This window comes from Mesorhizobium sp. M1348 (assembly GCF_040317925.1).
Lineage (GTDB): Bacteria > Pseudomonadota > Alphaproteobacteria > Rhizobiales > Rhizobiaceae > Mesorhizobium.
On the sequence record NZ_JAMYLH010000030.1, the window covers coordinates 1 to 20485 of the forward strand.

The 20485-nt window shown below is 56.9% G+C and carries 14 protein-coding genes and 4 pseudogenes; 13 read left to right on the plus strand and 5 right to left on the minus strand.

Features of this window, described 5'->3' with window-relative positions; all coding sequences use genetic code 11:
* Positions 1–235: 235 nt before the first annotated feature.
* From NKH13_RS29675 to NKH13_RS29700, 6 genes and pseudogenes are all read left to right on the plus strand, one after another.
* Entirely contained in the window at positions 236–1147 is a 912-nt protein-coding gene (locus NKH13_RS29675) for a dihydrodipicolinate synthase family protein (RefSeq protein WP_352916302.1), read from the plus strand.
* Positions 1148–1415: 268 nt separating this feature from the next.
* Positions 1416–2963, plus strand: a complete 1548-nt coding sequence (locus tag NKH13_RS29680) for a UxaA family hydrolase (RefSeq protein WP_352916305.1) — start codon at positions 1416–1418, stop codon at positions 2961–2963.
* A gap of 20 nt (positions 2964–2983) precedes the next feature.
* Positions 2984–4003, plus strand: coding sequence for a histone deacetylase family protein (locus NKH13_RS29685; protein WP_352916308.1), 1020 nt, complete (start codon positions 2984–2986; stop codon positions 4001–4003).
* Between the two features lie 70 nt (positions 4004–4073).
* The gene (locus NKH13_RS29690; protein WP_352916310.1) at positions 4074–4709 is read left to right on the plus strand and encodes a GNAT family N-acetyltransferase; all 636 of its coding nucleotides are present in this window, start codon (positions 4074–4076) and stop codon (positions 4707–4709) included.
* A gap of 510 nt (positions 4710–5219) precedes the next feature.
* Positions 5220–5405: pseudogene (locus tag NKH13_RS29695) on the plus strand (IS481 family transposase); the annotation flags it as partial.
* Positions 5406–5566: 161 nt separating this feature from the next.
* Positions 5567–5832 (plus strand): annotated as a pseudogene (locus NKH13_RS29700) (ABC transporter permease); the annotation flags it as partial.
* 2 nt (positions 5833–5834) lie between these two features.
* Here the strand turns inward: NKH13_RS29700 and NKH13_RS29705 are convergent.
* The 3 genes and pseudogenes from NKH13_RS29705 to NKH13_RS29715 all read right to left on the minus strand — a co-directional run.
* Positions 5835–6625: pseudogene (locus NKH13_RS29705) on the minus strand (IS66 family transposase); the annotation flags it as partial.
* A 248-nt stretch (positions 6626–6873) separates the two neighbouring features.
* Positions 6874–7158: pseudogene (locus tag NKH13_RS29710) on the minus strand (class I SAM-dependent methyltransferase); the annotation flags it as partial.
* A 214-nt stretch (positions 7159–7372) separates the two neighbouring features.
* A complete protein-coding gene (locus NKH13_RS29715; protein ID WP_352916313.1) occupies positions 7373–7969 on the minus strand; it encodes a hypothetical protein in 597 nt (198 codons plus the stop codon).
* Positions 7970–9052: 1083 nt separating this feature from the next.
* Here NKH13_RS29715 and NKH13_RS29720 point away from each other — a divergent pair.
* Complete coding sequence (locus NKH13_RS29720; RefSeq protein ID WP_352916315.1) at positions 9053–10372, plus strand: aspartate aminotransferase family protein; 1320 nt, start codon at positions 9053–9055, stop codon at positions 10370–10372.
* A 16-nt stretch (positions 10373–10388) separates the two neighbouring features.
* Entirely contained in the window at positions 10389–11393 is a 1005-nt protein-coding gene (locus NKH13_RS29725; protein WP_352916318.1) for an alcohol dehydrogenase catalytic domain-containing protein, read from the plus strand.
* 285 nt (positions 11394–11678) lie between these two features.
* Here NKH13_RS29725 and NKH13_RS29730 read toward each other — a convergent pair whose 3' ends face one another.
* Positions 11679–12146: a tyrosine-type recombinase/integrase gene (locus NKH13_RS29730; protein WP_352916321.1), complete on the minus strand. Its 468-nt coding sequence runs from the start codon at positions 12144–12146 to the stop codon at positions 11679–11681.
* A gap of 1658 nt (positions 12147–13804) precedes the next feature.
* On the opposite strand from NKH13_RS29730, the gene NKH13_RS29735 reads away from it, so the two are divergent.
* The 5 genes from NKH13_RS29735 to NKH13_RS29755 all read left to right on the plus strand — a co-directional run bounded on the left by NKH13_RS29735 (position 13805) and on the right by NKH13_RS29755 (position 19547).
* Positions 13805–14497, plus strand: coding sequence for a GntR family transcriptional regulator (locus NKH13_RS29735; RefSeq protein WP_352916324.1), 693 nt, complete (start codon positions 13805–13807; stop codon positions 14495–14497).
* Positions 14498–15547: 1050 nt separating this feature from the next.
* Positions 15548–16606, plus strand: coding sequence for a KpsF/GutQ family sugar-phosphate isomerase (locus NKH13_RS29740; protein ID WP_352916327.1), 1059 nt, complete (start codon positions 15548–15550; stop codon positions 16604–16606).
* Between the two features lie 90 nt (positions 16607–16696).
* A complete protein-coding gene (locus tag NKH13_RS29745) occupies positions 16697–17959 on the plus strand; it encodes a sialidase family protein (RefSeq protein WP_352916329.1) in 1263 nt (420 codons plus the stop codon).
* Between the two features lie 29 nt (positions 17960–17988).
* A complete protein-coding gene (kdsB, locus tag NKH13_RS29750) occupies positions 17989–18804 on the plus strand; it encodes a 3-deoxy-manno-octulosonate cytidylyltransferase (RefSeq protein WP_352916332.1) in 816 nt (271 codons plus the stop codon).
* A gap of 56 nt (positions 18805–18860) precedes the next feature.
* The gene (locus NKH13_RS29755; RefSeq protein ID WP_352916335.1) at positions 18861–19547 is read left to right on the plus strand and encodes a histidine phosphatase family protein; all 687 of its coding nucleotides are present in this window, start codon (positions 18861–18863) and stop codon (positions 19545–19547) included.
* 518 nt (positions 19548–20065) lie between these two features.
* Here NKH13_RS29755 and NKH13_RS29760 read toward each other — a convergent pair.
* Positions 20066–20284: a hypothetical protein gene (locus NKH13_RS29760; RefSeq protein ID WP_352916403.1), complete on the minus strand. Its 219-nt coding sequence runs from the start codon at positions 20282–20284 to the stop codon at positions 20066–20068.
* Between the last annotated feature and the right edge of the window lie 201 nt (positions 20285–20485).

Consider the following 20485-nt stretch of genomic DNA (forward strand, 5'->3'; position numbering starts at 1 on the left):
TTGATGCCTCGAGACTCACGGATGCTGGACTGGGAGGCGGAAGTTGCCGTTGTCATTGGTGAGCATGCTTTTGATCTGGCTGAAGAGCATGCGTTATCGGTTGCAAGTCCCTCTTGGGGAATTTGAACAGTTTCACCGGGTCGAGTCCAGTTGACGAGGACAGGCAATTGGAATATCATTCCATGAGGAATATCGTGACGAGCAACGTGACGAGCAACACGAATGGGTTCTTCAAATGAAAACTGAATGGGCTGGCGTGTTTCCAGCGGTGACGACGAAGCTGCAGCCAAATGGGGATGTTGATCTGCATGCGACCCAAGGCAGTATCGAGCGGCTGATTCAAAATGGCGTTTCGGGGATTATTGTCCTCCCGATGTTGGGTGAGAATGCTTCTCTGAAGCTGTCTGAGAAAGAGAAAGTTATTCGAGCCGCAAAGGAAGTTGTCGGCGGGCGCGTTCCGCTTCTTTCTGGTCTTGCTGAAGTTTCAACGGAAACGGCAGTCGATATGGCGCGCAAATTCCAGAGCTTTGGCGCGGAAGGATTGATGGCCTTTCCGAGCATTGCGTACAAGTCTGATGCTCGGGAGACCTCAGAGTGGTATCGCACGCTCGCCGGGGGCTGCGATCTCCCTATCATGATTTATAACAATCCGATCGCGTATGGTGTCGACGTGACGCCAGCAATCTTGCGTACTCTGGAGAATGTCGATCAGATCGTCTGCATTAAGGAGGAATCCGGCGATATCCGCCGCGTCACAGATCTCTACAACCAGCTCGGAGATCGCTTCTCTGTATTCTGCGGGGTCGACGATTTGATACTGGAGAGTCTCGCCCTAGGCGTGACGGGGTGGGTTTCAGGAATGACGAACGCGTGGCCTGAAGAATGCGTCCGCGTCTTTGAGATGGGCCGAGCCGGACAATTTGCCGAGGCGCTGCAACTGTATCGGATCATGACCCCGGCTTTTCATCTGGATACCAGCGTAAAGCTTGTTCAATACATCAAGCTCGCGGAGCATCTTGTTTACGGAGCGCCCGAATGGACGCGTGCGCCGCGCTTGCCATTGGTCGGAGAAGAGCGCGAAAGGGTGGTTTCTGTGATCAACAACACCATCGCCTCGTTGAGCAAGCGCAACTCTAGGGCCGCCTAGACGGGGCGAGAGCGAGGGAAATGCGGGACAGGGACGATCGAATGTTCGCTCACTTGGGGGGCAGAAACGTGCCTCCAGTGAGCGATATTCGCGTCGAGCCGCTTAAGCTTTGTGGCTCACCGCTTGTTTTCCATCGTCCTGCCCCCGATCTCGGCGAGCATTCAGTCGAGGTTCTACGAGAGTCTGGCATCGACCCAGATCGTATTGAAGCGTTGATTGCCAGCGGAGCGGTTCGGGTTTCTGGCTCGCCAGCAGGTCAGGAGTAGCGATGCAAAGCGATATGACGCAACAGCAGGACTTCACTCCGGTGTTGATCCTGCACGCGAGCGACAATGTCGCGATAGCGCGCCGAATGATCGCGCAAGGCATGCCGTTAGATAAATCGATAGTCGCCAAGAGTGCGATCCCAGCAGGGCACAAGGTCTCCATCAGACCGATCAAGGCCGGCGAACCGATACTACGCTACGGTCAGATAATCGGCTTTGCCACAAAAGACATAGAGCCTGGTTTGCATGTTCATCTGCAGAACATGGCGCTCGGTGATTTCGAAAAGGACTATGCTTTCGGCGCAGCGGCTCATCAGACTGATTACGTAGATACCCCGGCGACGTTTTTGGGGATCCGCCGCTCCGATGGGCGGGCTGCTACGCGAAATTACGTGGGTATTCTCAGCAGTGTGAACTGTAGCAGTCACGTCGCCAACGTGGTGGCTGAGGTGTTCAAGAAAAACCCTTTTACTGGCGCCGACCCCCTGGCTGAGTTTCCGAATGTGGATGGTGTGGTCGCGCTGACCCACAAGACGGGTTGCGGCATGACAGGCGGCGAGCCGCTGAATGTCCTGCGCCGCACGCTCGGTGGCTACGCGCGACACGCAAATTTCAGCCACGTCATCGTTCTCGGATTGGGCTGCGAGGTTAACCAGATTGGCGGTCTGCTCGAGGATCAACGTCTGGCCGGACGGGTGCGCAGCATGGATATCCAGACAATGGGCGGCGCCAGAAAAACCGTGGCAGCCGCGGTTGAGTTCGTGCGGGATGTACTCAAGGAATCCAATCAGGTTACTCGGCAACCGATTCCTGGGAACGAACTGATCATCGGGCTCCAGTGCGGGGGGTCGGACGGCCTCTCGGGAGTGACAGCGAATCCAGCCCTGGGAGCTGCGAGCGATATTCTCGTGCGGCAACGCGGCACGGTGATCCTGTCCGAAACACCTGAAACCTATGGTGCCGAGCATCTATTGACGCGACGCGCCGTTTCTCGCGAAGTGGGCGAAAAGCTGATTGTGCTCATGGATTGGTGGGACGCTTACTTCAAGCGGGAAGGTGCGATTATGAACGATAATCGTTCGCCGGGGAACATGGTCGGAGGGATAAGCACCATCATCGAAAAGTCGCTGGGCGCGATGGCCAAAGGCGGCACAACAAACTTGGTCGATGTCGTCAAATACGGCGAGACCGTTAAGGGCCCCGGCTTGGTGTTCATGGACACCCCCGGATACGACCCCGTGTCGGCGACTGGCCAGGTTGCCGGTGGCGCGAACCTCATCTGCTTCACGACGGGCCGCGGCAGCGTGTTTGGTTGCAAGCCAGCGCCGTCCATTAAGCTGGCATCCAATACGCCAATGTACGAACGCATGAAGGACGACATGGACATCAATTGTGGCGAGATCCTTAGCGGGGGCGAGAGCGTTGAGGAATGCGGCACGCGGATTTTCGATCTGATCCTGCGCGTCGCTTCAGGGGAACGCACCAAAAGCGAAGAGTTTGACTTTGGTGCGGCCGAATTTGCGCCATGGGTTCTCGGTGCCACGGTTTAGGTCTCAAGAAAGCTATAGCCATGAAAGTCGTTTACTCGGAAGGTCACCGTAGCCACGACCCGCAAACATTCATTCATCGCGGAAGGCTGGTCCAAAGCCCCGAGCGGCCCGAGCGTGCCGACATGCTACTCTCGTCGGCGATCGCTGCTGGGCACGAGGCGCTCGAGGCGAGCCGAACCAACGCCTCCATACTGACGCGCGTGCACACGGCGAGGTACCTCGACTTTCTGGAAAATGGCATTAATGAATGGCTTGCGCTGCCGCACGCCGGCCCGGAAATTGTGCCCAACACCCACCCCAACCGTTTTGCGTCACACTACGCCAGCCATATCGTTGCACGCTCTGGATTCCACCAGGCCGACACAGCGTGTCCCGTCGGGCGCGGCACTTGGGCGGCGGCGCGATCCAGTGTCGACGTCGCCGTTAACGTCGGTGATCTGATTGCGCGCGGCGAGCGCCGTGCATATGGACTTTGCCGACCGCCAGGCCATCACGCTTGCGCCGAGATGGCCTGGGGATTTTGCTACCTAAACAACGTTGCAGCCCTTGCTGAATCTCTACGGGTGAAAGGAGCCGAGCGCGTCGCAATTCTGGATGTCGATATCCACCATGGGAACGGCACTCAGCAGATCTTCTATGAGCGGCCTGACGTTTTGACGGTATCGCTCCATGCGGATCCTGATGGATTTCCAGTATTTTTTAGCGGCTATGCAGATGAAATTGGCTGCGGTGCCGGAGAAGGGTTCAATGTCAATCTTCCGCTGAAACATGGCAGTGACGATGCGGCCTTCGTCGAAGCAATTGCGGCGGGTGTGCAAAAAATTGGAGATTTCGGACCGGATGTCCTCCTCGTTGCGCTTGGCCTCGATGCCTATCGCGGCGATCCGCTCAGCGTATTTGATGTCAGCACCGATGGCTTTCGGAAGGCTGCCAAGGCCATAGGCGCCTTCGGTAGGCCTATCGCTATGCTGCAGGAAGGCGGATACCCATGCCCCGAACTAGGAGAAAATCTTGTGGCATTTCTCGGAGCTGTAGAATGAATAACTCCAAAACGCCCACCCTTGCGTTCTCAGGCAAATCGGCGGTCGTAACAGGCGGACGAGGGGCATTGTGCACCATCTCACGGCTGGGCCGGAAAGACTGCGGCTGCTCGACTGGGGCACGCTTCGATATCTCCAGCGTGAAGAGGAAATACTGATGGAGCTGCGGACAAAACGCCTGCTGCTGCGGGAATGGAAGGACGAAGACATCGAACCATTGGCTCGAATGAATGACGATCCCAGAGTTGTAAGATACATCGCAAAACTGACCGATCGGAGCGCGATTCACGCGTGGATAAATGAAGAGCGTGAGCATTTCAAAAAACACGGATATGGCCTGTGGGCACTAGAGCGTTCGGATGTTGCAGAGTTTATCGGTTTCTGCGGTCTTGTTAACATTTCCTATCGAGCGCACTTCACACCAGCTGTGGAGATCGCCTGGAGGCTTGACCCAGCCAGTTGGGGGCGAGGTTACGCAACAGAGGCAGCATCCGCCGCGCTTTCGTTTGGCTTCGAACGTCTTGGTCTGAGTGAAGTTGTTGCCAATGCAGCTGTAGAGAATCTCGCTTCAAGAGGCGTTATGGAGCGGCTTCGAATGAGCCATGCCCCACAAGACGATTTTGACCATCCACTTAAGGCCGAAGGGGACCCTTTGTTGCGTCAGGTGCTTTATCGGATAAAGGCTGGAGACTGGCTGAAACAATGACCCGTGATAACGGTCGTTCCGATTGACGAAGAGCAGATCGATATGTGCTGGCTGGTGGGATCCAAACATATACCTCCCAGCCGAAACGCCGGGGAGCTTCAGGTGACCATGTTGGATAACTCGTAGGCCCGTCGAAAAGACGATGAGGTGACCGCGGCTGCTCGGTCTCTGGGGAGTTTTGCATCATCGGCGAAGGCGACGGCGGAATTGTCAAGCTACCGAGACAAGCGCTTCACTCGGCTCCAACAGGCGGACCGTGCTACTTCGGCTGTATCGGTCTGCGTCTTTCAGGTCCACCGTGCTGGGGTGCCTGTGGGGGCAAGGCCGAGATCGGCCTTGCCCAGCTCGAAGGCTACGGTGCCGAGGTGTGCACGGCGCGCTTTTTCATGCAGCCGCTGTTCCTTCGAACCGGTGGCTTGACTCCAAGCGATCTGTGGTCGGTTGGGTGGATCTTGTCGGTGTCAGCGAAAATTCCAGATTCCCGGTCCGAGACGAGCGCGTTGTCCTCCGCGTACCGGACTGTCGCGGCTCAGAGACATCAAGCCGGCCGAACCGATCCGACGCTACGAGCGTGAGAACCCCGGCGAGATGATCCATATCGACATCAAGAAGCTCGGCCGCTTCAGCCAAGTCGGCCATCGCATCACTGGCGATCCGCAAAAGGGCAAGTCCCGTGGCGCCGGCTGGGAGTTCGTCTCCACACCTAGACGTGCACGCTGGGGAACACCCATCTCAAATACGCTTTCGATTGAGCGACCGACAAGCTCGGCCGCAAACCAGAGCAGTCAGTCCTTCACCTGCCCGTCATTGAAGCCCTGACCTTCCAATATCTGGAGCACCAGCGATCGCTAACCCGCCAGGTCATCCTGCCGGGGCGCCCTTCCAGGCTTCTTCCTTGGCCTGCGTTTCGCGGTGACCTAGGCCTGGCTGTCTCTGGTGGTGGTCGAACAGGTCAATGCCACGAGCGGCATCGACTACATGTGTCATCTCGCGCGTAACTGCGGCCAGACCCATCATCATCGTCGGTCTCGCCGTCCACGCCTTGCTCGGTCTCGCCTCGGACGGCATCGTGCGCTTCTTCCAGGAAAGGTCCCTTTCATGGCGTCGCACCTTGGCAGATTGAGCGGCGCGCCCGTGGTGCGGGGTCGAGAGCCTTGTGAGACGTTTCGGGCCGGGAACCATCCTCGACGGCCTCAGTCTCGATGTGAATCGGCGTGCAAAATTGGCTGCGACGGTCGAGAAGGCGAAGGTTTCGATACCGTCGGCTAGGGCGGAGGCCCTTTGCAGCCAACACTTGATCCGCGAGGGAGCTTGTCCTCACGTGCCTCGTCGCATAGGCGACGTCGCGGGCGAGTTGCGCCAAGCAGGTCTGATGCGCATTTGCGTGACCTTGTTGCGCGGCATCGCGATCGGAACAGACGTCGGGCCGATGGCCGTCTATCAGGGTCCGGACCACGACGGCGCCGCGCGTTGGCGCCGCTTGATGAACAACCCCTTCGGCGCAGCGAATCACCCAGTGGTAGGCGTCGCTTCCTTCGATCCGCACGCCGGTCTCATCGGAGGCGACCTTGGCCCGGCGCATCGCGGCGACGGCCTTGTCGCACTCGGCCGCACGCGCCCTGCGCACGGCGCAACATGTTCATCAGTCCGCGCTGGCTGGATGGTGCGACCGAAAAGGTTCGCGAACGCGCCTGCAGCCGCTCGTAGGACAGGGCCTGGAAAGTCTTGAGATAGGTCGCTGCGGCGTGCACGCGTCGATGATGCGATCCGGCATCCTCACTCATGGCGCGGCTGTGACCTTCATGCCCGCCTTGGCGCCGCCAGGCTTTGCCCTCTCCCGACGCGTCTTGTGATATCGCTCGAAGGAGATCGATCAACTCTTCCTTCGTTAGACGCTGCAAATCAGCGCGATCCATATCCCCCTAGATTCAGGGATTCTTGCCCCTGACAAATGCTTTGGTAATTACGTGTGGCAAGCCTGATCAGAAGTCAGTCACGGTCGTGTACGTCTCGGTCGCGCCACGATCGCGTCCTTGTCGCCGCTGAACACTCTGCTTCGACGCCGCCTGCGAGGCTTGGCAGAAGCTCATCGCCCAACCCGAAACAATCACATCAATCGGAATGCGAGAGTGGGCTCACATCTGTCGAGCTTAGACCCTTTTTATCAGACCCTTGCGAACCACGTGAAATTTGCATCGGATCTCAATGATCCGGCCTGTTGCCGCCGCGACTCATCGACCGCGCGGGTGACCTTGAATCGGAACTTCGGATCGGGGTTCTTGTAATCATGTCCGCCGATCCAACCGCTCAGCCTCACCTTAGGGAGCCACGTTTGCAAGTCCGCCATGACGCCCTTGTAACTGTGATCCGCATCGAGAAAGCCGTGATCGAGCGCAGCGTCGGGAAATTCTGAAGCCGCTTGGAGCGAGGTCATCGGCCTGATCACGGCGCGGCCGGGGAAGTGCCGTGGGGGTTTTCAGCCTGGGCGCGGTGCTCAAGGACGCGCTCAATGTTGTGCGTGGGGTGAAGGTCTCCGGTTGCGCGGTAGTGCTCCGACTGCTGATGCGCCGGCCGCCAACTATCGACCATGCACGGCGACTTCTGCCACTTTGCCTCGGGAGGGAGGCGTCGAATGATCGCGTTGCCGCGTTGCTCGAATGGTTTCACCAACCAACCTCCCATGGTCGTGGCTTGCCGTGGAAAACTACCGCGCGAACGCCGGCCGGGACGCGGCCGAGGCTCTGAACGTTCACCTTGTACGAACACAGTTGACCGGGGCAGATGTCTTGCCACAAGCGCCAATCGACTCCCCGACAGCTCTCAAGAAACGCCTGATCGCCGTCGAAAGCGAACCGCCGCATGTGGTCTGCGGGTGCGGCTGTGAACGCCTCCCACACCGCCGCCTTGATCGATTGAGGGATCGCCATGATGCTGCTTTGCAATCGCCACGGCTGGACAACGTCGCGCATGATCACCGGACCCTCGACGGCCGCCATATCAGCGAGACTGCCGATAATCGAAGTGTCCAGATCGAAAAACAGCCAGTCGCCTTGCAGCTCGGGGCGGAACAGCTCCATCTTCGCCCACCAGCCCGGCCATTCGTGCCGGAGCGGTATTAAGTCGACGCCCTGCACGTCGACGTCGGAGAAGCAACGGAACTTGGCGCGGGGCAAATGCTTGGTCACCTGGTCCAACAGACGGACAACATGGTGCGGCGCGTATTCGCCGCCGGAGCGGAGGATGCAAGCAACCGTCTTCATGCTGCCAAGCCTCCTTCGAGCGTCGTCATCTTTGATCGTTCTGCGACCGTGAGACCCGCGGTGGCGGTATTTTTCGGTGAGATGATCAAGGGACGATTTCTCCTCAGTCTGTGACGTGTTTGCGGATGACCCCGCATGTACCGTGCCAAATGAGAAAACCGTTTCAAATCAAGTGACAGATCGGGTCTGCTACGTGGCGTATCCGACACGTCGGACATCGGACAGCACCGAACGCGGTTGCACGACGCGTCAATTCCTCTTCCCCGCGGTGGAATCCTTGTTCGCCATTCCTTGGACCATGCCGGGCAATCGCTTCGGCGTGTCGTTTCAGTCGCCGCGCCCGCAAGTTTGCGATTCCTCATCTGGCACATGCTGGCGAAGGAGTAAGATTACTTCCGGATCCGCCCGGCGCTGGTGACGGCGAGGCAGCGGCAACTCGCTCTGAAGACCGGTGCACCAAGCGAGCGCGGCCTTCGCCGGCGCGGAACGGCTGTGCCTATACGTGAGGGAGCTGGAACAGCGAGAAGGCTGCAGGCGAGAAACGTGGCAAGCTGGCGATCGAATTACTCTGCCCAATTTCGGATGGTCTGGTGGGAAACGATGACTCCGCAGGTGTCAGTCATTTCCTCGATACGTGCAGGCTCAGCGTACTGAGATCGCGCCAGAGCGCATGGCCAATCACTTCGGCGGGAAAGCGACGGTTGCGATACAGGGAATCACGGGCGAGCTTGGTCATGCCGTCTGTTCGCACGTCTTCCCAAGGCAAGCCTCGATATGCCGAGCACCTTTGTGTCCAAATTCAACCGCAGGTTTTGATGCCGGCTGGATGAATACCAGAGGACATACACAAAATATATTATGAAATATAGTTAGTACTTGCACATCCTTTCCTAGATAGTCGTGCAGGGCGGTCGCCAACGGTGCGCCGTCTGCGAAATTGCGAGCATGTTACTATTCTGAAGGCGCCGTCATAATGGCCAACCTTGTTCAACATCCACCGAGATTCGCCGCTAGCATGACTTCAGGGCAAAATCTCATCTCATCATCAGAACTTTTGGAATTACTAGGCATTTGGAGGCAAAAGTGAGCAACTCGTATACTCGGTCCGAAGCTCTCATCGGGAAAGCACGTGCTGTTATCCCAGGAGGTGTTTCGAGCGGAAATCGAGCAAATTGGACTCCTTTCCCTCTCTACTACGCTCGAGGCGATGGTGCTCGAGTGTGGGATGTAGATGGCAACGAATACATTGATTACGTGTTGGGCAGGGGACCACTGATCCTTGGGCACGGAGAACCCGACGTCATAGACGCAGTATACCGGCAGCTTAAAGCTGGCCAATTTTTCGCGGGCCAGACAGAGGCAGAGATAGAACTTGCGGATCTAATTTGCGCATTTGTGGGCAATGCCGAAATGGTCCGGTTCTGCAATTCTGGCTCGGAGGCAGTACATGCGTGTATTCGTCTAGCTAGATCAGCAACTGGTCGAGAGAAAATCATTAGATTCACCGGCCACTACCATGGATGGTACGACGGCATTGCCTGGGGATTTTCGGGCGTAAGCGCCAACTCTGACGGTTCATCTTCGCCCGTGCCGATGTCGCTCGGCCAACCCTCCTCTGATGTCTCAAATATAGTCGCAGTTGAGTGGAATGACCCGGAAGCAGTCATAAATGCCTTTAAAAAATGTCGTGGAGAAATCGCGGCAATCATTACCGAGCCGATTATGTTCAATGGCTTTTGGAGCAATATCCAACCGTTCGAAGGGTTTCTCAGATTTCTTCGGGAACAATGCGACGCCAACGGCGCGCTGTTGGTTTTCGACGAGGTCCAAACCGGCTTTCGAATTTCGCTCGGAGGAGCTGTAGAGCACTTCGGCGTCGCCGCAGATCTAAGCGCTTTTGCAAAGGCATTGAGCGGTGGCGTCTGTCTCGCTGCCTTTGCTGGCCGTAAGGAGGTTATGAAGCGCCTCGTTGAAACCAATACCGTGCATGCAGGAACCTATAATGCCTACCCGCCCGCCGTCGTCGGAGCGTTGAAGCATCTGACGCTCCTAGCGGCAAGTTCAGGCGCAAAGCTTCAGCATATACATCACTATGCAGCGTTGCTTGAACAGGGTCTTAGAGATCTAGGAAGGCAAACTCAGTTACCTTTTCTTGTTCGAGCGAGCCCAGGCGCAGTCACGACAGCCTTCAGAGCTGCACCCACGCAAGTCATCAACCATCGCTCGGCAGCCGAAGGTTTGGATTTTAGCCTCCAGCGCGCATGGCACCTCGCATTGCAGGAGCGAGGCGTACGGATCACGCCAGAAGGCCTCTGGTACGTGTCCGCAGCGCACTCCGCTAACGACATAGCAATCACTGTCGATGCTGCGCGGGGTGCGCTTCAAACCCTCTCGTCACAATAACTCAGGGAGATGGACTATGTCCGCACGATACAACAGTGTCGCTCGCCTTGTTTCTCCGCGCCGCTTTATCCTTGCGTGCGATGCAGTGAGCGAGGAACTTCCTCCAGATTTGGTACGAATCAGAATCGAATTCTGCGGGGTCTGCGGGACAGATAGATCGTTCTATCTGGGCCACCGCGATGAGGGCTATCCGATCAGTCTCGGTCACGAGCACTGCGGCACTATTGTCGTAGTCGGAGACCATGTCACGACCTATCAGGTTGGAGATTTTGTAGCGATTGATCCGAATTTTCGATGCGGTTCCTGCCTTTATTGCAGGATAGGCGCTGGCCATCTGTGTGAGAGTTCGACGATTAATTGGTATTCGAATCGAGGGTATGCCAAGTTCATCGACATAAAAGCCTCGTATCTTCTTAAACTTCCGGAATACAGATCCCGCCATTTAGGCGCATTGGTCGAGCCATTATCCGTTGCGATTAATGCGACAGACATCTCTAAATGCACGCTAGCTGAGGAGCCTACGCTTGTCCTTGGCGCCGGCGGCATCGGAACGTTGCTGATCTTCAATCTCCTTGAGGCGCAAGATGGCGAAATTTGGATCTATGACAATGCGCGCCACAAGACGGCCGCCTTAAAAGATCTCTACCCGAGCCGGATTAAGATATTGGATAGCGCCGATGACCGTGTATTCAGCGTAGTTTTCGAAGCAACCGGCAGCTCTGACGGCTTCCTTCACGGGTGCGCTCGGCTAGCGAAGCTCGGCAGGCTGGTTGTCGTGAGTAGGTACCATTCCGATGAGCCTGCTATTCCCGATAGATTCCCATGGAAGCAGCCTAACATTTACTTCGTTCATCTGAATGGAAATGGTGGTTCCTTCCTCAAAGCAGCCGCTTTGATCAAAAAGAGCTGGAAGCCCGGTCACGACCACCTTCTCAGCTTCCATCCACTCAGCAATATTGACAGGGTGTTTGCTGAATACGGATCTATCCGTGCAAATAAGAAGATAATTGCAATGGAATGAATAGTGTACGGCCTGATGCGGAAGCTGCAAGCGCGCACAGGCGCATTATTTTCTGATCGGGTCAGATCACTGCGCGACTATTAACATTGAGTCTCGGGCGCGAGCTGAGTTGGCCGAATCTGAAGCGTGATGATCACGAGGCGCAAAAACGCTTCGCCGACGCCAGCGCGTCATCGAGAAGCGATCGAACGGGAACGCCTTGCCAGCAGGGCTTCGCCATGGCGATGTAAGATATCCGTCACCTCCAGCCTCGTCGCGGAACCGCCTCAACTCGACGGAACCACCTCAACGTTCAGCCGGTCGAGCGGGCTTGTCGTGCGCCGGAAGGGCCGTGAGACCTTGGTGTACCGGCAGGTGGGTGTGGGAGAGCAGCACCAGGAATGCGGATGTCGATACCTTTCTCCAGCAATGGGGGGCAAAGGACTGCCTGAGCGTGCACCATCCCGATCTTGTCGATGTTAGACGTCGATCAGGCCGCTGCGGTCTGGATTGGAAGCAGCCATCCCGTGCGCCTGCCAGCTGACGATGGGCGCGCAGGATGCGCAGAAGCTCCTCCGATGCATGAGGTAGTACTCTCCCGCCCTTGCCGTGGCGAATCTGGATAACGCCGCGCTGGCCGTCGATGTCGGCAACATTGAGGCCGACGACATCGGAAAGACGCAGGCCCGTCGCATAGGCTGTCGTCAAGGCGCTGGGCGCCTCGAGGCTGGGCACCGCCTCGAGAAACGGGACGATCTCGTCGGCACAAAGCAAGGCAGCTTGCGCGGCGTGCGCGCATAGGCCATGCGCTCCGAAATCTGGGCATGGCCCAGCGTCACGCTGGACAAAACCATAGCGCGCACACTGTCTGGTTCAGCGCCAGCCAGGAAAACCCGTCGACGCCAGATGCACCTGGAATCCCTAAGCTCAGCCGGCCCCGGCGAGTGGCCGCAATTGCGGGCGAACTTCGCCACCGCGTGGACATCGGATCGTTGCGTGACCGGCGACAGATTGCGGACCGTGCGTCGGCGCAAGGAGCTCATCTAGCCATTGTTGGCTCCCGTTCTCGATATCGCGCTTGAATAGGAGCATTCCTTCAAAACAGCAGCCTTACCCGCAATTCGGCCCACCAACTGGCGCATCAGCGGATTAGTTCAATCAAAACCTGATATTGGAAGGAAACGCCAGACAACCCGGCCGTTTCCTGCAATCCGAGTTCCAAAAAAAATCCGCTGATTCTTTCGGCATATCAGCAACTTGCGAATTCGGTGCCGCAACGAACATCAGATGACAACGAATGGCTGCGCTTGGTTCATCTGCGCCTTTGCATGCCTTCGGTTGCTAAAGAAGGCAGCGTCCTGGTTAGAACGGCCGGTCGACACTCCTTCGCCTGAGCCGTGAGAACTCGAGATGGTCCAAGGGACTATCTTTCTGCTGCGAATGCGTGTCCCTCTGCGATGGGTACTGTTCATTGGAACGGCAATAGAGCTTTTCGTCTGTCTTTACGACCTCGTAAGCCTCCGCGGGAAACATATAGGCAAGCAAAAGCTGACTCATTGCTCCGACGTCGAAGGAGGTTCTCTGCCAACTCGCGCCCGGGCTGTCCACCAAATAGGTGCCGTCCTGCCGATCCGAGATGGTCTGGAAGTTCGCCTGGGATCGTCCCAGCTTGATTTCGCAGGCCGTACCAAACACAGCATCTTCTGCTCTCCCGCGGTGCTTGGAGTCCCACTTCTGAATCTCGTAGCTTCGCGCCACGGGATGTTAACTGTTATGCCAACAAAGCTCAGATCTGTTGCATTCCAATGCATTCAACAAAGGAAGCCAAGTGACCATCGTCGCGAATTGGATATCGGGGTTGTGACGAATTGATGACCGTATTGTTCGTATGTTGCAAGGGGGCCTTAATAATTGTTAACTGTAGTTTTATGAAAAGCGGGTTATGTTTCAACAAAACTGCGTCATAATCGCTTTCTAGATTTCGATTTGCCTGAAGGGCTCACAGCGCGGGATTAGGATTGGCGCGTGCGCCTGCCACTTGATGATGCGGTTGAGGTCAACGGGGAAATCCGACGGTGGTGGCCAGGTGCCTTTGGGTATCGGGGTCGGCAAGCCTTGCGGTCCTGCCGCAAATCCCCGTTGACCGGCTGGAGAGTCCGAGGAGATTCGTCCGCTGTACAGTCTTGTCTGCCGCCGAGGAGACCGGGTTCGTCGCCGGATCGAGGCTAGTACCTCGTCTGATCAGGCCGGCAGGCTCGCGCATCTGCCCGCCGCTGCTGGTGAGAAATGGCGGAGCGCTTAATTCGTCACCGCCGCTTCGCGGCGCAAATAAGGAGGTGTCATGACGACGGGGGACGGCAAACGGAACGGCAGGCGAGGAGATGGGACTTCCGCCTACAGCACTGCCACGCGCGAACGGCGGAGACAACACTATGGCAGTCATTCCTCGTGACAAGGCCGATTCGACCTACCGCCAATTGAAGGGGCTCGTCCTTAATTATCGGTTCCGACCCGGTGAGCCGCTAAGCCCTATCAGCATTGCCGATCGCCTGCAGGTTAGCGCGACGCCGGTGCGAGAAGCATTGGCGCGTCTTCACGGCGAAGATCTCGTTGGGTTAGTGCCAAATCGCGGGTACTTCGCAAAGACACTCAATGCCAAAAGCATGAGAGATCATTATGAATTCGCGTTCCAGATTGCGATTTACGCTATTGAACGTGGATATAGCCAACTTGGCATAGGCAAGACAGCATTGCTGGAAAAGACAGGCGTAAGCCGCGAGGGCGACGTCAAAAATATGATAGAAGAGTCTGTTGAATCGCAGGTTAAATTGATCGAGGAACTCTATATATGCATTGCAGCTCTCGCCGGCAGTCAGGTCATGGTTGATTCCATCCGCAAGTTCAACGACCAGACGCGTTTTGTGCGATTAATTGATTTGGAGATGAAGAGCAACTTTCATGAAATCACTGCAGACATGTCTGCCCTCGTCAGTACATTGGAGCGCCAAGATGTGACGGCTGCAGTCGCCAATCTGCGGCGTCAGCGCGATAGGAAACTTGCTCGGATGAATGAGCTTGTTACCGAGGGTATTGCTCGCTCTCTGAAGGAATTATCAGGCGAATAGTACTCAGAGCACGGAAGGAACCACAATCGCCGGCGCATCGCGGTGGCCATTGCATAGGTTGTGGCCGCCTATGCTCGCCAGCGAGTCTGCTCATTTTGCAACGATGCATCGTTTCCAAGCAACATCTAGTGGGCGGGCCTAGGCGCTGGGTAGGGGAGGTGCCGTACTGACTCGCGGCCAATCAGTCCTTGCTCAGCAGACGGTTGCCGCCAATCTGGGCGATCTCGCAGCGGCCAAAGCGCCGCAAGATCGTCTGCTGCGATGGAGATCAACCGCGCAATTTCCGGAATCCTTCCTGCATTCAACCGAATGGTTGGCCCGGCGATACTCACCGTGTCGACTGCTCGTCTGGCGTTTGGGCGCATCGCTACAGCTACGGATGCACACCAGGTTCGGCTTCTTCTACCGCCAAGGGCCAGCCCTGTTCTCTCGTCCTTTGGAGTTTGCGTATAACATCCCTACGAGAACGAAATTATTATTAGTATTGGCATCAGTTGTCAATCGACTTTTGTTGTGTATTCTGTAATATATATCATCAAAAGATAGAAATACTGGAGAATAAACCTAACGTGCGGAGTGCCATGAAGATGGATATTAGCTTCTACCCGTGGCTGAGCCCAATGCAATTGTAAGGTAGTGAGCCGATCGCCACGTTACGCACTGCGGAAGAGTAACTGCGATGGTATAAGGACGTCCCTTTACGATCTGGTATTGTCCCGGCCGCAACATGAGTAGTGAATGTGTCTATGGTTCTGCACGCTCACGTTCCCTAGCTTCCTTTATCAAATCTGCAAGGCATCGAGCTGTGGAATCGGATGCATGCAGGCGCATACGATACGATCGAAGCAGCGAGTGTCGGCTCCACGCTGCGCGCTCAATGACGATCTGGCTGTCGATAATTCGCGCATGAGGGCGACAGTGACCGTCCAGTTTACGAAACTGTAGCAACAAATTAATCAAAACATCACCCCCATTTTCCGATTGATAGGCCACACTGCTATCCATTGGACGTAACGGCGAGAGTCGCCATTTAGGATGGAGGTTGCTATCATGGCAATTGTTAGCCACAGGCGTACATTCCTGCCTTCGCGCGAAAAGCCAGCCCAGCAATATCCTGAATGCGGCAAAGACCATAGTGACAGGACAATGGTGATGCTTGAGCGGGCCAAGGCCATCATCCGGCAGGAGGCTGCCGCGCTGGAGACTCTTTCAAACAGGATCGACGAGCATATCTGTATGCTCGCGGATTACATTCTTTCCTCAAGTGGCATAGTGGTCGTGTGTGGTATCGGCAAGTCGCGACTGGTTGGAGAAAGGATCTCTGCAATTCTCACATCGACTGGCACTCGATCGATCACGCTCGACCCGGTCGACGCCTTGCATGGGGATATTGGGCGCGTGCGTGCCGGGGATGTCATTATTGCGCTCTCCAATTCTGGTGAGACTGCTGAGCTTATGCAGTTCATCCGTGCCGTCCGTCAGCTTCCTGTCATGGTTGCCGCGATCACGGGACGCGCCAACGCCTCACTGGCGCAGTCTGCCGATGTGGTGGTCGACATTGGACAGATGCAGGAAGCGTGCGCACTTGGTCTTGCTCCGACCACCTCGACTATTGCTATGGCGGCGGTGGGGGATGCCCTAGCACTTGTCCTGCACGAGCGGCGCGGGTTCACGCGTCAGGATTTCGCTCGTCTTCACCCCGGTGGAAGTCTCGGACGGGAACTGATGCGAGTACGCGACCTGATGTGGCCGCTTGAAGCGATTCCTGTGTTCCGGCCAGATACGCCATTGTCGCTGGCGCTCTTGTCGATGTGCCGCGCCCCCCGAAAGCTAGGCATCGGCGCAGTGCTCTGCGAGCGTAGCAAGGTGGTCGGGATCTTGATGGGAGAGTCCATCGGCCGATTACTCGACCGCGGCGCAACCCCCGACCTGAATGAACCAGTGGAGCGGCACATGCAGCCGCCGCTCACCGCAATTTCCGGGCACGCATTTCTCGATCAAGCCGCGGAACTCTTCCGTCAGCACGAAAGCGATCTGATACCGGTGCACGATGACCAGGAAAGGTTCGTCGGCCTGATATCCCGCCGGGACGTCCTGAAACCACCCTGAGTGATGAAAAGTTATGCAAGTGGCGATCCATTCGAGGGACGGTCTCACAACGGCTCTCTTGGCGGCAGTGCAGATCACAGCAGGGCTTCGATGATGCGCGCCTTAGCGGATGACTTCGAGATCGTCTACCGGTCCGAGCGGCCACAAGATGTCTACTGCTACACGCCGGGCATTGTTGTGACGGCGAGCCGGAGAGTGGTAGCCACCTTTGATCTAGGCGGTGCCGGGGTCAAGGATCTCCTCGGGCCGAAGGGATCTCGCGCGGGAGGTACGCGATTCGGAATGGGCAAGGTCTATGTGTCCGACGATGGGGGCTGTTCCTGGGCTGACCGAAACACGTTTCCATTCTGGCATGCCCGGCCATTTATCGCTGGCCGGCGGCTCTACATCCTGGGTCATGCCGGCGACCTCATGATCATGGCTTCGGACGATGACGGGGAGACGTGGAGCGCGCCGGTCGCGCTAACCTCGAATATGAAATGGCACGGGTCGTCCTGCAACGTGCATCACGCCAATGGGTACCTCTACCTCGCCTTGGACGAACGGCGCGATGTTGCAATCGAGGGATGGAATACAGCCGGTTTGGCACCGCGGGTGTTGCGCGCGAGAATTGACCACGATCTTCTTGACCCTAAGAACTGGAGTATCTCAGAGTCCCTTGCGTTCAACGAGATAGTCTCATCAAGCGATTTCGATCTCTTTGGTATACCGTTCTATAACACGCCTCTACGAGCTCCGGCCGAGCTCGGATCGGGACGTCTGTGCGCACCGATGGGCTGGCTTGAACCGAATATCGTCCGGTTTTACGATCCCGCACATCTGTGGCACGATCCGTGCGGGCGGACGTTGCACGTCTTCTTGCGCACGAATACCGGTGGAACGGGCTATGCTGCCATGATCAAGGTCATCGAGCAGAATGATGGTCGTCTGACCACGGCATTAGAAACCATGCCGTCGGGGAAAAGGGCTCTCTTCATTCCATTTCCGGGAGGCCATCTGAAATTCTTTTTACTTTATGATGACAAGACGCGGCTCTACTGGTTGCTGAGTTCACAAGCGACCGACTCTATGGTGCGCCTTACGCACATGTCGGAGGCGCGGTACAATTTGCCGAATAATGAGCGCCATAGGCTGCAACTTCACTTCTCTAGAAACTGCATCGATTGGTGCTTTGCTGGACTTGTCGCCGCAGGTCAGACCGAGCGTCACGCACGGAACTATGCGAGCATGGCGGTCGACCGCGATGATCTTCTCGTGCTGTGCCGGTCAGGGGATGACGAGGGGAGGGATCCTCAATATACGAACCTGATCACATTCCATCGCGTCAAGGAATTCCGCAACCTCGTCTATTGATCTTTTGGATTTCTGAGAGTGGGGAAAACATGCCCAGAACGTCGAGTCCAGTCGCTATCATCATTCCCGCCCGCTACGGCTCGAGCCGATTCCCCGGCAAGCCGCTCGCGATGATCAATGGCCGGACGATGATCAATCGTGTCTGGTCTTTGGCCTGTGCCGTAGCTGACGTAGATGTCGTCTGCGTTGCCACTGACGATGAGCGCATCGCCGAGCACGTTCGAAGCTTTAGTGGTCACGTGGTGATAACCCCGAGCGACTGCACAAACGGCACCGAGCGGGTGCTGACAGCAGCCGAGATGCTCGCAACGACGCCTGCCGTCGTGGTGAATCTCCAGGGTGACGCAGTCCTCACGCCGCCCTGGGTCATTGCCGCTCTGATTGACGAGATGCGCCGGGACCTCACGGTGGAGATCGCTACTGCCGCGGTCCGGATGGACAAGCGCACTTATGACGCTTTGCGCACGGCTAAAGGGCACGGCGAGGTCGGAGGCACAACAGTGACTTTTGACCGGCGCGGCAACGCCCTCTATTTCTCGAAATCCATCATCCCGTTCGTGCGCAAAGATGGTCAAGGTAATGATGCGGATCCGTTTCCTGTCTTTCGTCATATAGGGCTCTACGCGTATCGCTACGAAACCCTGTGCCAGTATATCAGTTTAGAATCCGGTCCCCTCGAGCGTTCTGAGAAACTTGAGCAATTGCGCGCGCTCGAGCATGGAATCCCTGTCCGCGTGGTCGAAGTCGACTATGGCGGCCGGACTCACTGGGCTATCGACAGCCCAGATGATTTGAAGCGCGTTGAGGCTATCATCGGCGAAGAGGGCGATCTCGTCCCGGATTAAGGCAGACCGCCAGCCCGATAGACGGTATGATCTGCAATACAAAGCGGCCATTATCCATGAAGCTTCTCCTCAGCCGTCACGGCAACACGTTTGACCCCGGCGATAAGGTCGTTTGGGTCGGCCGCAGAACCGACCTCCCGCTTACAGGAGAGGGCTGCCGCCAGGCTCAACATCTCGGAAACACTCTGTGCCAGTCGGATATTAGGCTCGGTGGACTCTATTGTGGACCGCTGCGGCGCACGCGTGAGCATGCCGAGATCGTCGCGGAGCGGATCGGCGGTACGCCTCTGCCGATTATCGATTCGCGCTTAACCGAGATCGACTATGGTGCATGGGAGGGTTTGAGTAGTCAGGAGATCATAGCAAAATTCGGGAGGGAGGAGTTGGAGACGTGGGAACGCTGCAGCGCGTGGCCCCGGTCGCCTGGTTGGAACCCTTCCGAGGCCACCTTGGCGCATGGTGTGACGACATTTGTGGAACACCTCGCCCGGACGCAGGGCGAGGACAGTGCGGTGCTAGCCGTGACCAGCAACGGCGTGCTACGGTATTTCCTGCGGCTTGCCGACAATAGGCTCAAGGTAAAGATGGGGGGTCGGAGTGGCAAGGTCGCCACAGGTAATATCTGCATTCTTGAGGTCCGGAAAGGAAATTGCCAAGTCCACGCCTGGAACATTGCACCAGATCAGGATTGTTTGTCACACCTATTAAGTAGCAATTGGTTTCGCAATGGCCTTCGCTGCTGAGAGAATCATTCCATGCATCCCGCCGACCAGAAGCCGCAAGTAGCCGATCGATTACGATGAGATCCGGCAAGCTCAAGGACGCCGTCGGATCGCGATCCGTTACGACCGATGCGCCGATGTTTCTCTGCCATCTGAAGCTCCCGGTCCCTTACCGGGTCAGAGAGATTTCGCCTTTGGCTGGTCGTCGCCCCTAGGAGACCTGTGCGCGGGAAGCATTTTGCATTGATTTTGTTTGATCTTTTCCGCTTCCGGGGTAAAGGGTGCAAAGATATCAGCGCCGACGTCGTCGGCTGTGTCTTCTGACGCTCTCGTGTGAGCGTCAGGGGTGTTTTTGCCCGCTATCCAGCCATAGCGATGACCTTCAAACTGCGTTTCATATTGTAGGCGATGGCAGTGAGGCGAATTTGAACGCCTGCCTTTGCAAGCTCCTCGCCATCGCATCCGGCGAACGCCGTAGCTTCGTTTCCACGTGCCAAAGATCTTCTCGATCCGGCCACGAATGCGATGGATCGTTGGTGCTAGGCCTCAAGGCGTGCCAGTGTTTCGGCTTCGCCCCGTCCCCACATGCCGGTGGCGACGATGCGTGGCGTTCCACCCTTGGCACGCACCGCGGCGCCGAAATGATTGCCGCGATAGGCACTATCGGCAAACACCTGGCCGGGATTGTCAGGCAGAGCATCGGGACCGGCCTTGCCGTCGTTGATGTTGGAGGGTGTGACGGCGATCTCCTCGACCAGAGCTGTATCGGCGTCGGCACCGACATGGGCCTTGAAGCATGAACCGCTGGTCGGCCCTTATGCGCTTGACCCAATGGCCCTCTTCGTCATCCTCACTGGCCGAGGCGATGATCGTCGCATCGACAAGCGTACCGGTCTTCACCTGAATCGCTTTGGCCTTGAGCTGGCCGGTGATCTCGTCGAACAGCGTCTTGTCCAGAC

Excerpts from the sequence above, each read along its gene's own strand:
- NKH13_RS29715 (WP_352916313.1), bottom strand. The coding sequence starts at position 7,969 with ATGAAGACGGTTGCTTGCATCCTCCGCTCCGGCGGCGAATACGCGCCG.
- NKH13_RS29755 (WP_352916335.1), top strand. The coding sequence starts at position 18,861 with ATGAAGCTTCTCCTCAGCCGTCACGGCAACACGTTTGACCCCGGCGAT.
- NKH13_RS29680 (WP_352916305.1), top strand. The coding sequence starts at position 1,416 with ATGCAAAGCGATATGACGCAACAGCAGGACTTCACTCCGGTGTTGATC.
- NKH13_RS29735 (WP_352916324.1), top strand. The coding sequence starts at position 13,805 with ATGGCAGTCATTCCTCGTGACAAGGCCGATTCGACCTACCGCCAATTG.
- NKH13_RS29675 (WP_352916302.1), top strand. The coding sequence starts at position 236 with ATGAAAACTGAATGGGCTGGCGTGTTTCCAGCGGTGACGACGAAGCTG.
- NKH13_RS29685 (WP_352916308.1), top strand. The coding sequence starts at position 2,984 with ATGAAAGTCGTTTACTCGGAAGGTCACCGTAGCCACGACCCGCAAACA.
- NKH13_RS29725 (WP_352916318.1), top strand. The coding sequence starts at position 10,389 with ATGTCCGCACGATACAACAGTGTCGCTCGCCTTGTTTCTCCGCGCCGC.
- NKH13_RS29745 (WP_352916329.1), top strand. The coding sequence starts at position 16,697 with ATGATGCGCGCCTTAGCGGATGACTTCGAGATCGTCTACCGGTCCGAG.
- NKH13_RS29740 (WP_352916327.1), top strand. The coding sequence starts at position 15,548 with ATGGCAATTGTTAGCCACAGGCGTACATTCCTGCCTTCGCGCGAAAAG.
- kdsB (WP_352916332.1), top strand. The coding sequence starts at position 17,989 with ATGCCCAGAACGTCGAGTCCAGTCGCTATCATCATTCCCGCCCGCTAC.